Origin of the sequence: Stutzerimonas urumqiensis (genome assembly GCF_003640395.1) — a bacterium.
Taxonomy (GTDB): Bacteria; Pseudomonadota; Gammaproteobacteria; order Pseudomonadales; family Pseudomonadaceae; genus Stutzerimonas; species Stutzerimonas urumqiensis.
In genome coordinates, this window is record NZ_RBZQ01000003.1 from 336,933 (window position 1) to 351,166 (window position 14,234).

At 66.9% G+C, this 14,234-nt stretch carries 13 protein-coding genes; 7 read left to right on the forward strand and 6 right to left on the reverse strand.

Annotation, left to right across the window (positions count from 1 at the left end; genetic code table 11):
• The first annotated feature begins 41 nt into the window (after window positions 1-41).
• Complete coding sequence (locus D7325_RS07580) at window positions 42-1,391, forward strand: esterase-like activity of phytase family protein (RefSeq protein WP_120994939.1); 1,350 nt, start codon at window positions 42-44, stop codon at window positions 1,389-1,391.
• A gap of 63 nt (window positions 1,392-1,454) precedes the next feature.
• Here the strand turns inward: D7325_RS07580 and D7325_RS07585 are convergent, their stop codons facing one another.
• Genes D7325_RS07585 through D7325_RS07600 form a run of 4 tightly spaced genes read right to left on the reverse strand, consistent with a single transcriptional unit; the run spans window position 1,455 to window position 6,588 of the window.
• A complete protein-coding gene (locus tag D7325_RS07585) occupies window positions 1,455-3,491 on the reverse strand; it encodes a nitric oxide reductase activation protein NorD (protein WP_120994940.1) in 2,037 nt (678 codons plus the stop codon).
• A gap of 1 nt (window position 3,492) precedes the next feature.
• Window positions 3,493-4,311, reverse strand: coding sequence for a CbbQ/NirQ/NorQ/GpvN family protein (locus tag D7325_RS07590; RefSeq protein ID WP_120994941.1), 819 nt, complete (start codon window positions 4,309-4,311; stop codon window positions 3,493-3,495).
• Window positions 4,311-5,678 (reverse strand): cbb3-type cytochrome c oxidase subunit I, encoded by a 1,368-nt coding sequence (locus D7325_RS07595; RefSeq protein WP_120994942.1) that lies wholly within the window; start codon window positions 5,676-5,678, stop codon window positions 4,311-4,313. Before D7325_RS07595 ends, D7325_RS07590 begins: the two co-directional genes overlap by 1 nt.
• Before the next feature lie 55 nt (window positions 5,679-5,733).
• A complete protein-coding gene (locus D7325_RS07600; RefSeq protein ID WP_120994943.1) occupies window positions 5,734-6,588 on the reverse strand; it encodes a c-type cytochrome in 855 nt (284 codons plus the stop codon).
• Window positions 6,589-7,010: 422 nt separating this feature from the next.
• On the opposite strand from D7325_RS07600, the gene D7325_RS07605 reads away from it, so the two are divergent.
• A complete protein-coding gene (locus tag D7325_RS07605; RefSeq protein ID WP_120994944.1) occupies window positions 7,011-8,117 on the forward strand; it encodes a catalase family protein in 1,107 nt (368 codons plus the stop codon).
• Between the two features lie 67 nt (window positions 8,118-8,184).
• Here D7325_RS07605 and D7325_RS07610 read toward each other — a convergent pair whose 3' ends face one another.
• Window positions 8,185-8,823, reverse strand: coding sequence for a peroxiredoxin (locus tag D7325_RS07610; RefSeq protein ID WP_120994945.1), 639 nt, complete (start codon window positions 8,821-8,823; stop codon window positions 8,185-8,187).
• A 73-nt stretch (window positions 8,824-8,896) separates the two neighbouring features.
• Entirely contained in the window at window positions 8,897-9,478 is a 582-nt protein-coding gene (locus D7325_RS07615) for an RBBP9/YdeN family alpha/beta hydrolase (protein WP_120994946.1), read from the reverse strand.
• Window positions 9,479-9,731: 253 nt separating this feature from the next.
• Here D7325_RS07615 and oscA point away from each other — a divergent pair, with 253 nt between their 5' ends.
• The 5 genes from oscA (at window position 9,732) to D7325_RS07640 (ending at window position 14,196) form a co-directional block, all read left to right on the forward strand.
• Window positions 9,732-9,914 carry a sulfur starvation response protein OscA gene (gene oscA / locus D7325_RS07620; protein ID WP_120994947.1) on the forward strand — a complete coding sequence of 61 codons (183 nt, stop codon included), beginning with the start codon at window positions 9,732-9,734 and terminating at the stop codon, window positions 9,912-9,914.
• Between the two features lie 180 nt (window positions 9,915-10,094).
• Window positions 10,095-11,102 (forward strand): sulfate ABC transporter substrate-binding protein, encoded by a 1,008-nt coding sequence (locus D7325_RS07625; protein ID WP_120994948.1) that lies wholly within the window; start codon window positions 10,095-10,097, stop codon window positions 11,100-11,102.
• A gap of 400 nt (window positions 11,103-11,502) precedes the next feature.
• Window positions 11,503-12,321: a sulfate ABC transporter permease subunit CysT gene (gene cysT / locus D7325_RS07630; RefSeq protein ID WP_120994949.1), complete on the forward strand. Its 819-nt coding sequence runs from the start codon at window positions 11,503-11,505 to the stop codon at window positions 12,319-12,321.
• A gap of 10 nt (window positions 12,322-12,331) precedes the next feature.
• Complete coding sequence (cysW, locus tag D7325_RS07635) at window positions 12,332-13,207, forward strand: sulfate ABC transporter permease subunit CysW (protein ID WP_120994950.1); 876 nt, start codon at window positions 12,332-12,334, stop codon at window positions 13,205-13,207.
• On the forward strand, window positions 13,204-14,196 hold the full coding sequence (locus tag D7325_RS07640) for a sulfate/molybdate ABC transporter ATP-binding protein (RefSeq protein ID WP_120994951.1): 993 nt from the start codon (window positions 13,204-13,206) through the stop codon (window positions 14,194-14,196). Before cysW ends, D7325_RS07640 begins: the two co-directional genes overlap by 4 nt.
• Window positions 14,197-14,234: the final 38 nt, after the last annotated feature.

Genomic DNA, 14,234 nt, shown 5'->3' on the forward strand with positions numbered 1-14,234 from the left:
GTTCGCCGGAGGCCAGCGACCACTCGGATGGAGACCTCTCAATGCACTGCCTGAAACCGCTTGCCGTGGCCCTCGCCGCCGCGCTCTCGACGCACGCTTTCGCCGCCGGCAACACCCTTGTCGGCTGGGCCCGGATGGCGCCGGACACCTTTGCCGACGGCCCGACCTCCGGCCAGATGACCCGCGGCAACGCCTACGGGACCTACCTGCCGCCCTATGAACACCGCCAGCCGGTGCAAGGCTTCTCCGCCGTGTTGCCGGGCGTCGACGGCAGCTACCTGTACATGAGCGACAACGGCTTCGGCGGTCAGGGCAACTCGGCCGACGCCTTGCTGCGCGTGTACAGCGTCAAGCCGGATTTCCGCACGGCTGATGGCGGGACCGGGACGGTCAGCGCCAGCAGCCTCGGCAACGGGCTGCCGCTCGAACGCTTCACCGAGCCGGCGCGCTTCACGCTCAACGACGTCAACGGCAAGCTGACCATCCCGCTGCAAGCCGAGCAGCCCTATTACTACGGCAGCGCCGCCTTCCCGCCGGTCGATCCGTCGATCCGCTTCGGCCGCCTGCTGACCGGCGCCGACCTGGACATCGAATCCTTCCGTGAGGATCGCAACTGCGCGCTGTGGTTCGGTGACGAGTTCGGTCCGTTCCTGATCAAGACCGACCGCAACGGCACCGTGCTGCGCAGCGAAATCCCGCTGCCCGGCGTCTACGCGCCGCAGCACCCGGACGTGGTCGCCGGCCGGGTGCAGGCCAACCTTGGCGGATCGGGCGGCTTCGAGGGCATGGCGATCACGCCGCATGGCGATCGGCTGTTCACCCTGCTGGAGAAGCCGGTCGCCGGCGATCCGGCCGACCGCCTGCGCATCAACGAGTTCGACATCGAGGCCGAGCGCTACACCGGGCGGACCTACTTCTACCCGCTGCAGGCCGCCGGCCATGCCATCGGCGACATGACCGCCGTGGACGACTACCGCTTCCTGGTGATCGAGCGCAACGGCGCGACCGCTACCAGCGGTGTGCCCTTCAAGAAGATCTACCTGATCGATACCCGCCGCGTCGGCAACGGCGGCGTGGTGCAGAAGACCGAGCTGGTCGACCTGATGAACCTCGACGATCCGAGCGACCTCAACGGCGACGGCGACACCCGCTTCACCTTCCCCTACGTCACCATCGAGAGCGTGCTGCCGCTCGATCCCTGGACGCTGCTGGTGGCGAACGACAACAACTTCCCTGGCGGCGGCGGGCGCGAGCTGGCGGCCGACGCCACCGAGCTGCTGAAAATCCGCCTGAAGCAGCCACTGGCCGGGTTGCGGATGGATCATCCGGCCGAGCAGGACCACCGCCGCAAGCGCTGCGAACGGCCCTCGAGCGAGCACAAGGCCGGCTGAGCCGGTTGTCCAGGGCACACCGCTGGCGGCGATCGCTTCGGCAGGATCGCACCAGCGGCTGACTCAGCCACCCTGCGTAATCAGCCGGCGCATCCAGTCGAGCAGCACGGTCGGCAGCAGTTCAGGGCGCGGCAACAGCGCATAACGTTGGGCGCCGAAGATGCGCGGCAAGTACGCGGTGCCCTGGCGGTCGATGGTCAGGCAGAACGGGGAGATGCCCTGCAAGGTGGCTTCGATCACTGCCTGGCGCATGTCCTCAACACCGTAGCGCCCCTCGTATTCATCGCGGTCGCTCGGTTTGCCGTCAGACAGCAACAGCAGCAGCCGATGGTTCGCCGGTTGTCGCATCAAGCCGGCGCAGGCATGGCGAATCGCCGCGCCAGTACGCGTGTATTGCTCCGGCTCCAGCGAACTGATGCGAAGCGCGACCTCCTCGCCATAGGGCTCGCTGAATCCCTTCAGCTCACGCAGCGTGACGGCGCCCGGACCGGCGCCGCTGAACGCCTGGATCGCATAGGGTTCGCCCAGCCGCTGCAAGGCGATGGCGACCAGCAGCAACGCCTCGCGCTCGACATCGATCACACGGCGATTGGCCACGACCCAGCTGTCGGTAGAACCGCTCGCATCGACCAGCAGGGTAATGGCCAGGCTGCGCTCGCGGCGCCGTTGCGAGCGGTACAGCGACTCGGCGAGCGCGCCGCCGCCGTGCTGATCGGCGTAGGCGGCGACGTAGGCGTCGAGATCGATCTCCTCGCCATCGGCCTGCCGCCGCTGCCACTGGCGTGTCGCCTGGAGCATCTCGAAGCGACGGCTGATCTGTTCGAGCAGCGGCCCATAGCTGGCCAGCGTCGCCTCGACCCACTGACGCGACCCCTGCTCCGGCGGCAACACCCGCACGGTGGCGCCCGGCAGGCGGTAGCCGTCGAGGCGGTAGTCCCACTCGGGATAGTGAAGGCCCGCGTCGGCTGCCGCGGCCGGTGCCGCCACACGGGTTCGGCCAGGCGGCGGATCATCCGAAATTAGCACCTCGCGCGGCGTTCCCGGTGTGGCGACCAACCGCGCCTGGGCCAGCTCCGACACCATCTCGCCGTACTCCTCGGCGTCGGCATCGTTCCGGTCGACGGGCCGATTGAGCCCCATCGGGTCCTCGGCGTAGGGGTGAGGTTCGTCGGCCTGGATCATCCAGGCGCCGCTGTCGGCGTCGTCATCCTCGTCGTCGCGTGCCTCGCGCACGTCCGGGCGCCGGGACAATCGCGCACTCTGCGGGCTCGGCGCAGGCGGCTCGTCGAGGCCCTCGGACAGCGCCAGGTTGTCGTCTGGCCGCATGCGATCGGGTAACAACTCGCCGGTCCACCAGTCCGGCAGCAGCGGCCGGTCGCCAAATGCCCGCGCCGGAAAGCGATCGAGCCCCAGCTCGGCTGCCAGTGATCGGGCCAGGTCGAGGGACTCGGCTGGCGATTGGCCGAGCGGCAAGTCGGCATCGAGCGCATCGCAACGTTCTGCGAGCACCCGCCTTAGCACGCCTTCGAGCAGGCGACGTGCTGGCGAGAACTCGCCCAGCGCCGGTCGGTGAGCCAGCGCCCAGCGGCGCAGCGCCTGCACGGCATCGACCATGCCCGGCATCAGCGAGACCAGCGCCTTGTCGGCGGCATGCGCTTCGCAGATCAGATAGAGCGCAGCCTGCGGCGGCGGCAAATCGGCCGGCAGCTGCGTCGCGCTGCCGCGCACGGCACGCACGGCCTGTTGTAGCGCCATGACGCGGTAGAAGGTCGCGGCCTGCGCCATGTCCGCCGGGCGCAGGTCGGGCGGTAGCCAGAGGTGCCGGCCGTCGGTGCCCGGCACCGGGGTGCGGCACCTGGGTCGGGGCGCGCGGCCGAACAGCCGGGCCAGCAGGGTGGGTCGTGGCGGCGCCTGAGCCGTGCGCAAAGCGAAGTGCTCGCCCAGCAGCGCCGTGATCAGCAGGTCCAGTCGCTCGGCGATGTCGGCGAGCGTGGTGGTTGGCGTTATCGGCGGCGGCCCCTGGTAGCGACGCCAGAGGCGCTGGGCGAACACCGTCGCATGGCGCGCGGCGTCGGTGAGAACCTCCTCGGCTTCGGCCACGTCAGACGAAGGTGCCGTCGACCAGATCGCGCATCGCACCGACCAGCGTCTCGTCGTCCGACAACGCCGAGACGATCGCCGACTGGCACGCCAGCTTCGGCGCGATGCCGACGGCGATCAACGCAGCCGCGGCGATCAGCAGGCGGGTGCTTGGCACCTCCGCCAGGCCGCGGTCGCGTAGCCCGCGCAGGCGCTGCGCCAGCGTCACCAGGCCGCGCGCGGTGGGTAGGTCGACACCGCTTTCATGCTGGACGATCAGCGCCTCCTGCTCGGCGGCGGGAAAGTCCAGGTCGATCGCGACGAAGCGCTGCCGCGTGCTGGGCTTTAGGTCCTTGAGCAGGCGCTGGTAACCAGGGTTGTAGGACACCACCAGCTGGAAGCCAGGCGCGGCGGCGAGGGTTTCGCCGGTCTTGTCGATCGGCAGGATGCGCCGGTGATCGGTCAGCGCATGCAGGACGACCACGGTGTCCTGGCGTGCCTCGACGACTTCATCGAGGTAGCAGATGGCGCCTTCGCGTACGGCGCGGGTGAGCGGGCCGTCCTGCCAGACGGTACCGTCGTGACGGATGAGGAAGCGTCCGATCAGGTCGCTCGCGGTCAGGTCATCATGGCAGGCGACCGTGATCAGCGGCCGGCCAAGCCGTGCGGCCATGTGTTCCACGAAGCGGGTCTTGCCACAACCGGTCGGCCCCTTGAGCAGCACCGCCAACTGGCGCGCGTGGCACTGCTCGAACAGCGTGACCTCCTCACCCGACGGCAGATAGAACGCCGGCTCCGGTCGTTCGAAGCCGGCCTGGCGCAGAGTGCTGCCTGTGACCATCAGAGCGTCCCGGACGACGCGTGCGGCATGCGCGCATCGGGGTCGGGCGTCGTCGCGAAGCGCGGTGCATGGCGGAAGAAGTCATAGATGAACAGCGCCACGCCAACGGTGAACACCGAGGCGGTACAGATCAGCATGACGAAGTGGATCTGGATCTTGAGCTGCGCATCAAGGTAGCCCATGCCCATGATCCGCTCGAGGTACACCTGCCCGATGCCAGCGGTGGCGAACGACAGGGTCATGCCGAACATGCCTGAAATCTGCAACCAGAAGGCCCAGTAGCCGATCGCGCTGCCCGGCTCGCGACGGTTGGTCATCGATGGCAATGCGTAGGTGATCATGGCCAGCACGATCATCGCGTAGGCGCCATAGAAGGCGGCATGGCCGTGCATGGCGGTGATGAGGGTGCCGTGGGTCCACTTGTTCACACTCGGCCAGGTGTGCGCGAGGCCCAGCAGACCGGCCCCGAAGAGGGCGAACACAGCGCTGCCGATGGTCCAGTGCAGCGCTAGCGTATTGGGATGCGCCAGGCCCGAGCGGCGCATGGCGCCATAGGCGTAGGCCGCCATGCCGACCAGCGCCAGCGGCTCCAGGGCACTGAAGAACCCGCCGATCGGCAGCCAGTAGGTCGGCACGCCGACCCAGTAGTAGTGATGCGCCGTGCCGATGATGCCAGCGATGAAGACCAGCCCGACGATTACGTACAGCCACTTCTCCATGACCTCGCGATCGGCGCCGGAAAGGCGGATCAGCAGGTAGGCGAGGAAGGCGCCCATGATCATCATCCAAACCCCCTCGACCCACAGGTGGATGGTCCACCAGCGGTAGAAGATCGAGACGGTGTAGTTCTCGTAGTGCAGCAGCGCCGGGAAGAACAGGATCGCCGAGCTGACCAGGCCGATCATCAGCACGCTTTCGGTGGCGGTGAAGCGCCCGGATTTCCGAATCGTCATGCCGATGTTGTAGAGAAAGATCAGCATGCAGATGACGATCACGATCTTGTGCGGCAACGGCTGCTCCAAGAGCTTATTGCCGGTGCCGTAGCGAAACAGGTAGCCGATGATCGCGGTCACGCCCATCAGCGTCCACAAACCGAGCTGGATGTAGGCGAGCTTGACGCTGTGCAGCTCCGTACGGGATTCCTCGGGGATCATCCAGTAGGTCGCGCCCATGAAGCCGGTCAGCACCCAGACGATCAGCAGGTTGGTGTGGATCACCTTGGTCACGTCGAACGGCAGGATGTAGAGCAGTGGGTCCGGCCCGAGGTACTTGGTCGCCGACAGCAGGCCGAAGACCAGTTGCAGGCCGAACAGCACCATCGCCACGGCGAAATACCAGTAGGCAACCGATTGGGATTGGTAGCGCATTGTTGTTCTCTCCCGATGGAGGCACCGAACCCGCGTCAGGCGCGCGGGGCCGCCGTCATTTCAGTGTTGCCAGGAAGGCCGTCAGTTGGTCGATCTGCTCGGCGCTCAGACCGTCGCCATACCCGGGCGGCATGAAGGAAACGCCACCGGCCGAGTACATGTCCCCCGGCACCAGATGGGCGCTGGGCTGGGTGATCGACTCGCGGATGTAGCCTTCCACGTCCGTGGCCTGCCCCTTGTAATCGGGCGAGGCGATGGTTTCGGCGGCGCGGGTGGCGATGCCCGCCAGGGTGGGCCCGGCCATGTTGGCGCCCGGCGCGGTGGAGTGACAGGCAATGCAGGCCGGGCTTGCCGTGCGGAATACATGCTCGCCCAGCGCGCGGATGTCGTCCCCCGGGTCGACCGGCGTGGTGCCCTCGGGCGCTGCGGGAGTGCCGGTTGCATCGACACCCGCCACGGCCGCCGTTCCCGGTATGAAGCTACCCGTCACCAGGATCGGGCGCGGCGGCCAGCCCTGGTTATCGACCTTGCTGACCCAGTCGAGGAAGGCGATCAGGTCGGTGATCTCCTCTTCGCTCAGGTCCTGCTTGGGCATCAAGCGGCGATGCGTCTGCTCGTCGTAGAACTTCGATGGGTCGCGCATGTAGGCCTGCAGGTAGGGCTCGCCGCGGTGCTGGGTGATCTTGGTCAGATCGGGCGCGTAGTAGGCGCCTTCGCCGAACAGGGTGTGGCAGTTGATGCAGTTGTACTTGTGCCACACATCCATGCCGTGGGTGACCTGCGGCGTGATGTTCTCCGAATTGGTCAGCTCGGGAATCTGCCGATGGGTGTCCAGGGTCATGCCCAGGAACAGCAACGTCGAGAGGCCCGTACCCCATATGGCGAAAAGCCGTGCTTGTCGATTGTTCATGCTTCGCGCTCCTCAGACGTTGATGCCGGTCCAGTGCACGATCGTCATGGTGAAGGCATAGACGATGGCACTGGCCATGAGGAGCAGCACGATCAGGCTCAGGATGCGCAACGGGCCGTGGAGATTCTTCATCGGGCCTCCATGAGAGCTATTGGAATTGTTGCTCAGCGATTTAGACCGTCGTGGCTGTGATGAACCGAGACGGCAAGAGTTCCGCCGAAAGGCCGAACGGCCCATTCGTTGCTCCGGGTCGACCGGTCCGATCCAGCGAAGACGGCGTCGATCCAGGGGCGAACGGATCGCGAACGGTCATGAACGATGCGCGGCATGGCGCAGTCCAGACAAAAGCGAGCGCGGTGCGACCGAGGCCGTACCGTTCGCTCGACACCCCCTTTGCCACCTGCCCCGCCAAGGAGCCGACCGTGACCGACCGCCTGACCGTCACCCCGCTGCCGTTCGATCCCCGTTTCGAAGCCATCCCCGAGGACGAGCCGGATACCGTCCGCGAGCTGGTCGAGGCGATGCACTCGATCATCGAGACCACCTACGCCGATGGCGGCCATGCGATTCGCAGCGTGCACGCCAAGAGCCACGGTCTGCTGCAAGGCGAGCTGGTGGTGCCCGAAGGCCTGCCGCCCGCGCTGGCCCAGGGGGCTTTCGCACGGCCGGGCCGGCTGCCGGTGATCCTGCGGTTCTCGACCAACCCCGGCGACATCCTCGATGACAAGGTATCGACGCCGCGCGGCCTGGCGATCAAGGTCATCGGGGTCGAGGGGCCTCGGCTGCCGGACAGCGAAGGCGCGACGACCCAGGACTTCGTGCTGGTCAACGCGCCCGCCTTCGTCGCGCCCACGCCGAAAGCCTTCCTCCGCTCGCTCAAGCTGATCGCCAAGACCACCGACCGCGCGCCGCGGGCCAAGCAGGCGCTCTCGGCGGTGCTGCGCGGCGCCGAAGGCGCGCTCGAATCGGTCGGCGGCCAGAGTGCGACGCTCACGAGCATGGGCGGCCATCCCTTGACCCACCCGCTGGGCGACACCTTCTATTCGGTCGCGCCGCTGCGTCACGGCCCCTATTTCGGCAAGATCAGCGTGGCGCCGGTATCGCCCGAACTCACCGAACTGAGCGGCCGGACGGTCGACCTGGACGGCAAGCCGAACGGGCTGCGCGAGGCGATCGTCGCCTTCTTCGCGCGGCACGGCGGCACCTGGGAGGTCAGGGTGCAGCTGGCGACCGATATCGAGAAGATGCCGGTCGAGGACGCCACCGTCGCCTGGCCGGAAGACGAAAGCCCGTACGTGACCATCGCCCGCATCGAGGTCGCGCCGCAATCGGCCTGGTCGGATGCCCGCGCCACGCAGGTCGACGACGGCCTGTCCTTCAGCCCCTGGCACGGCCTGGCCGCGCACCAGCCGCTGGGCGGCATCATGCGCAGCCGCAAGCCGGCCTACGAAATGTCCGCAGGCTTCCGTGCGCAGCACAACGGCTGCCCGATCCACGAACCATCGAGCCCGCCGCGCCTGGCCGACTGACCGCGTCACCGCCGGGCGCAACCAGCGACCACTCTAGGCGGGGGCGGCTTGTGCGCCCCCGCCTCGCTCAGCCGTTGGGCTGCGGGGTCAGGCGCAGGTAGGGTTTGACGACGCGGTAGCCCTTGGGGAAGCGCTGCTTGATCTCGTCCTCATCCTTGAGCGATGGAACGATCACCACCTCGTCGCCGTCCTGCCAGTTGGCCGGGGTGGCGACCTTGTGATGGTCGGTCAGCTGCAGCGAATCGATCACCCGCAGGATCTCGTTGAAGTTGCGCCCGGTGCTGGCCGGGTAGGTGATGGTCAGGCGCACCTTCTTGTTCGGGTCGATGATGAACAGCGAGCGCACCGTCAGGGTGTCGTTGGCATTGGGGTGGATCAGGTCGTACAGCTCGGAGACCTTGCGGTCGGCGTCGGCCAGGATCGGGAAGTCGACGCGGGTGTTCTGGGTTTCGTTGATGTCGTCGATCCACTTGATGTGCGAATCGACCGGGTCGACCGACAGCGCGATGGCCTTGACGTTGCGCTGGGCGAACGCGTCCTTCAGCTTGGCGGTGTAGCCGAGCTCGGTGGTGCACACCGGGGTGAAGTCGGCCGGGTGTGAGAACAGCACGCCCCAGCTGTCGCCCAGCCATTCATGGAAGCGGATGCTGCCTTCGCTGGAGTCCTGTTCGAAATCGGGGGCGATGTCGCCAAGTCGGATGCTCATGGTGTGTACTCACTGAGGTTGGTTGAACGACCGCGCCAGACTGCCGGGCGCAGTGGTTTTCACAGCGTCCGCTTCAGGCGGTTCTGCGCAGCTGCGACTCGATGAGCCTCTGCAGCCGGTACAGGTGGGCGAATCCGCGTTCCCAGTGCCGGTGCCCGGAGGCGACGTTGATATGGCCGGCGTTCGGCAGGACGGTCACGTCGCTGCCCCACGCCCGTCCCAGTGCGACGGCCCGCTCGGCGGCCATGGCCGGGTCGTTGTCGGAGCCGACCAGCACGCTCGGAAACGGCAGCCGTGCCCGCGGAAGCGGCGCGAAATCGCGCAGTGCGTCGGGGCGGCCGGGACGCTCGACATCCGCCGGTGCCACCAGCAATGCGCCTCGGACCCGCGCCACGCGAGCGGCCGACGCCTGTGCCGCCCAGTGCGCCACGGTCACGCAGCCCAGGCTGTGGGCCACCAGCACGGTCGGTTCGCTGCTCGCCTCGACCGCCTGATCGAGTGCCGCGATCCAGGCCGCCTTCTGCGGCGCGTGCCAGTCCGCCTGCTCCACCCGCGCGCTATTGGGCAGCAGGCGTTGCCAGTGGCTTTGCCAGTGGTCGTCGGGCGATCCGTGCCAACCGGGCAGGATCAGATAGCGGATCGATGTGCGCCCCATGTGCGCCTCCCTGAGTAGCGAATGGGCCGAGTCTAGGCGCTGACGCCGGTAGCACTGAAGTAATAAGAAGATATTTGCTTATTCCTTAAATAGCTCAGTCAGGGCAAGGAATGGCTAAGTCCGCTTATTCTTTTAAGCGCTATAAATGTTCTTAAATAATATTTTTAAGAATAACCAGCGCCTGCCTAGTATCCGCTCCATGCCTCTCGGCCAAGGCCAACCGACCGCCCGAAGGCTCCCCTGGAGAACAACAATGAGCACAACCCTTCGCCCCATCGATGGCCCGGACGAAGCCCAGCTGCTGCGTGCGATCCAGACTGCCCTGAAAGGCCTTGGCTTCGGCTCGGTGGAAATCACCGTGCACAACGGCCAGGTCGTGCAGATCGAACGCAAGGAAAGGATCCGCCTGCAGGCGCCAGCCCGCTCCACGTCCTGAATTCAAAGACCAGCCCGACTGGACCACCGGAGGGCGTGACATGAACCCGAGACTGATTGAGGTCCGCATGAACACGCACCGGTACCGCCGCTGTTGCTGGCGAATGCCCCGCTGAACCGCGACACCACCCACGCATACCCGCATTCGCCTGCGCGCCCTGGCGCGCACAAGGAGCAACACATGTTCGCGAAACACCTGGCGCTCGCCACCCTGGCAGGCGCGCTCGCCGTCCTAACCGCCGGCCCGGCCTCGGCCGCCGAGCCCCTGCTCAACGTGTCCTATGACCCGACGCGCGAGCTCTATGCGGAATTCAACGAAGCCTTCAACGAACACTGGCAGGCCCAGGGCCACGAACCGATCGAGGTCCGGCAGTCCCACGGCGGTTCGGGTAAACAGGCCCGCGCGGTGATCGACGGCCTGCGCGCCGACGTCGTGACCCTGGCGCTGGCCGGCGACATCGACGAACTGCACCGGATCGGCAAGCTGATCCCCGCGGACTGGCAGTCGCGTCTGCCGAACGCCAGCACGCCCTACACCTCGACCATCGTGTTCCTGGTGCGCAAGGGCAACCCGAAGGGCATCGAGGATTGGGACGACCTGGTCAAACCGGGCGTCGAGGTCATCACGCCGAATCCGAAGACCTCCGGCGGCGCGCGCTGGAACTTCCTCGCCGCCTGGGCCTATGCCCGACAGAAATTCGGCGATGAACAGCAGGCGCAGGCCTTCGTCGAGGCGCTTTACCAGAACGTGCCGGTGCTGGACACCGGTGCGCGCGGCTCGACCGTCACCTTCGTCAACAACGGCATCGGCGACGTGCTGCTGGCCTGGGAGAACGAGGCCTTCCTGGCGCTCAAGGAGCAGGGCGGCGACGGCTTCGAGATCGTCGCGCCGTCGCTGTCGATCCTTGCCGAGCCGCCGGTGGCGGTCGTCGACAAGAACGTCGAGCGCAAGGGCACGCGGGAAGTCGCCGAGGCCTACCTGAACTACCTGTACAGCGAGGAAGGCCAGCGCATCGCCGCGAAGCACTTCTATCGCCCGCGCAACGAACGCGTGGCCGCCGAGTTCAAGGATCGGTTCCCCGCGCTCAAGCTGGTCACCATCGACGGTGATTTCGGCGGGTGGACGGTCGCGCAGCCGAAATTCTTCAACGATGGCGGCGTGTTCGACCAGATCTACCAGGCGCACTAAGCGGTAATCCGTAGGGTGGATGGCCGAAGCCATCCACGCGTTCGAGGCACCGGCCTGCACACGACAGGCGCGGGTGTGGCGCGTGGAAAAGCGCTTTGCGCGTTTTCCACCCTACGGCCAGTTCGGGATTCGCAGGGTGGATGGCCGAAGCCATCCACGCGTTCGAGGCACCGGCCTGCATGACAGGCTTGGGCGCGATGCGCGTGGAAAAGCGCTTTGCGCGTTTTCCACCCTACGGCCAGTTCGGGATTCGTAGGGTGGATGGCCGAAGCCATCCACGCGTTCGAGGCACCGGCCTGCACACAACAGGCGTGGGCGCGATGCGCGTGGAAAAGCGCTTTGCGCGTTTTCCACCCTACGACTTTCCGGCTTTCTACTCTCCATCGATCGAGCCGCAAACATGTCCAGTCGACCTTCCCCCGTCATACCCGGCTTCGGCCTGACGCTGGGCTGCACCCTGGCGTACCTCAGCCTGTTGGTCCTGCTTCCGCTGGGTGCGCTGTTTCTCAAGACCACCGAACTCGACTGGGCGCAGTTCGTCGCCATCGTCAGCGCGCCGCGCGTGCTGGCGGCGCTCGAGCTGAGTTTTGGCACCGCCTTCGCCGCCGCCGTACTCAACGGCGTCATCGGCACGCTGCTGGCCTGGGTGCTGGTGCGTTATCGCTTCGCCGGCCGCAAGGTCATCGAGGCGATGATCGACCTGCCCTTCGCCCTGCCCACGGCGGTGGCCGGCATTGCGCTGACCGCGCTGTACGCGCCGAACGGCCCGGTCGGCCAGTTCGCCGCCGCACTGGGTTTCAAGATCGCCTACAGCCCGCTGGGCATCACCCTGGCGCTGACCTTCGTCACCCTGCCGTTCGTGGTGCGCACAATCCAGCCGGTGCTGGCCGACATCCCGCGCGAGGTCGAGGAAGCCGCCGCCTGCCTCGGCGCGCGTCCGCTGCAGGTGGCCCGCCATGTGCTGCTGCCGGCGTTGCTGCCCGCCTGGCTGACCGGCTTCGCCCTGGCCTTCGCCCGTGGCGTGGGCGAGTACGGCTCGGTGATCTTCATCGCCGGCAACATGCCGATGAAGACCGAGATCCTGCCGCTGCTGATCATGGTCAAGCTGGACCAGTACGACTATGCCGGCGCCACGGCGATCGGCGTGCTGATGCTGATGGTGTCCTTCATCCTGCTGCTGGCGATCAACCTGCTGCAGCGCCGCATCGCGCGTTCCTGAGGAGGTGGTCATGTCTTCTGTTTCGTTACCCGCGACAGCCAGCGCCTCCGCCAAGGCCGCGCGTCGTGGCAATGCCCTGGGGCGCCGGTTGCTGATCCTCGCCGCCTGGCTGGTTTTCGCGCTGTTCCTGCTGCTGCCGCTGGTGATCGTCGTCAGCGAAGCGCTGAAGCAGGGGGTCGGCACCTTCTTCACGGCGATCCTCGAGCCTGATGCCCTGGCCGCGCTCAAGCTCACCCTGCTTGCCGTGGGCCTCTCGGTGCCGCTCAATCTGGTGTTCGGCGTCGCCGCCGCCTGGTGCGTGAGCAAGTACGAGTTCCGCGGCAAGAGCCTGCTGGTGACCCTGATAGACCTGCCGTTCTCGGTCTCCCCGGTCATTGCCGGCCTGATCTACGTGCTCTTGTTCGGCGCCCAAGGTTATTTCGGCGAGTGGCTGAGTGATCGCGATATCCAGATCGTCTTCGCCGTGCCGGGCATTGTGCTGGCCACGCTGTTCGTCACCGTGCCCTTCGTCGCCCGCGAACTGATCCCGCTGATGCAGGAGCAGGGCAGCACCGAGGAGGAAGCCGCGCGCCTGCTCGGCGCCAGCGGCTGGCAGATGTTCCGGCACATCACCCTGCCGAACATCCGCTGGGGCCTGGTCTACGGCGTGGTGCTCTGCACCGCACGGGCGATGGGCGAGTTCGGCGCGGTGTCGGTGGTGTCCGGGCACATCCGCGGGCTGACCAACACCCTGCCGCTGCACGTCGAGATTCTCTACAACGAATACAACCACGTCGCCGCGTTCAGCGTGGCCAGCCTGCTGCTGGCCCTGGCGCTGGTGATCCTGCTGCTCAAGCAGTGGAGCGAATCGCGCCTTGCGCACCTGAGGACCGGAGCACAGCCATGAGCATCGAAGTTCGCAACGTCAACAAACGCTTCGGCCAATTCCAGGCGCTGAAGGCGATCGACCTGCACATCCAGAGCGGCGAGCTGGTCGCCCTGCTCGGCCCGTCCGGCTGCGGCAAGACCAGCCTCTTGCGCATCATCGCCGGGCTGGAAGCGCCGGACAGCGGCCGCATCGTCTTCCACGGCGAGGACGTCTCCGGCCACGACGTGCGCGACCGCAACGTCGGCTTCGTCTTCCAGCACTACGCGCTGTTCCGCCACATGACGGTGTTCGACAACATCGCCTTCGGCCTGCGCATGAAGCCGAAACGGCAGCGCCCGAGCGACGCCGCGATCGCCGACAAGGTCCGCGAACTGCTGGGCCTGGTGCAGCTCGATTGGCTGGCCGACCGCTACCCCGAGCAGCTTTCTGGCGGCCAGCGCCAGCGCATCGCCCTGGCCCGCGCGCTGGCGGTCGAACCCCGCGTGCTGCTGCTCGACGAGCCGTTCGGCGCACTGGATGCCAAGGTGCGCAAGGAACTGCGCCGCTGGCTGGCGCGCCTGCACGAGGACGTGCATCTGACGAGCGTGTTCGTCACCCATGACCAGGACGAGGCGATGGAAGTGGCCGACCGCATCGTGGTGATGAACAAGGGCGTGATCGAGCAGATCGGCACGCCGGCAGAGGTCTATGCCAACCCCGCCAGCGAGTTCGTCTATCACTTCCTCGGCGATGCCAACCGGCTGGAAACGGACGACGGCCCGCTGCTGTTCCGCCCGCACGAGGTGCGCCTTTCCACGCACCCTGCGCCGGGTTATCGCACCGGCACCGTGCGTGAATGCCGTCAGATCGGCCCGCTGCTTCGCGTGACGCTCGAAGTACCGGGCCAGGCGCAAGGCATCGAGGTGACGCTCGGACCGCAAGCCCTCGCCTCGGGCGGGTTCGATCGCGGCGCCCTGCTCCATTTCCATCCGGGCGAAGCGCCACGGACGGCATACCGGACCCCATGACCGCACCGCGCACCGCGTCCGCCCATGCGCGACCCGGC

Excerpts from the sequence above, each read along its gene's own strand:
- D7325_RS07590 (WP_120994941.1), bottom strand. The coding sequence starts at position 4,311 with ATGGTCACAGGCAGCACTCTGCGCCAGGCCGGCTTCGAACGACCGGAG.
- D7325_RS07615 (WP_120994946.1), bottom strand. The coding sequence starts at position 9,478 with ATGGGGCGCACATCGATCCGCTATCTGATCCTGCCCGGTTGGCACGGA.
- D7325_RS07640 (WP_120994951.1), top strand. The coding sequence starts at position 13,204 with ATGAGCATCGAAGTTCGCAACGTCAACAAACGCTTCGGCCAATTCCAG.
- cysW (WP_120994950.1), top strand. The coding sequence starts at position 12,332 with ATGTCTTCTGTTTCGTTACCCGCGACAGCCAGCGCCTCCGCCAAGGCC.
- D7325_RS07595 (WP_120994942.1), bottom strand. The coding sequence starts at position 5,678 with ATGCGCTACCAATCCCAATCGGTTGCCTACTGGTATTTCGCCGTGGCG.
- D7325_RS07625 (WP_120994948.1), top strand. The coding sequence starts at position 10,095 with ATGTTCGCGAAACACCTGGCGCTCGCCACCCTGGCAGGCGCGCTCGCC.
- oscA (WP_120994947.1), top strand. The coding sequence starts at position 9,732 with ATGAGCACAACCCTTCGCCCCATCGATGGCCCGGACGAAGCCCAGCTG.
- D7325_RS07580 (WP_120994939.1), top strand. The coding sequence starts at position 42 with ATGCACTGCCTGAAACCGCTTGCCGTGGCCCTCGCCGCCGCGCTCTCG.
- D7325_RS07610 (WP_120994945.1), bottom strand. The coding sequence starts at position 8,823 with ATGAGCATCCGACTTGGCGACATCGCCCCCGATTTCGAACAGGACTCC.
- D7325_RS07600 (WP_120994943.1), bottom strand. The coding sequence starts at position 6,588 with ATGAACAATCGACAAGCACGGCTTTTCGCCATATGGGGTACGGGCCTC.
- cysT (WP_120994949.1), top strand. The coding sequence starts at position 11,503 with ATGTCCAGTCGACCTTCCCCCGTCATACCCGGCTTCGGCCTGACGCTG.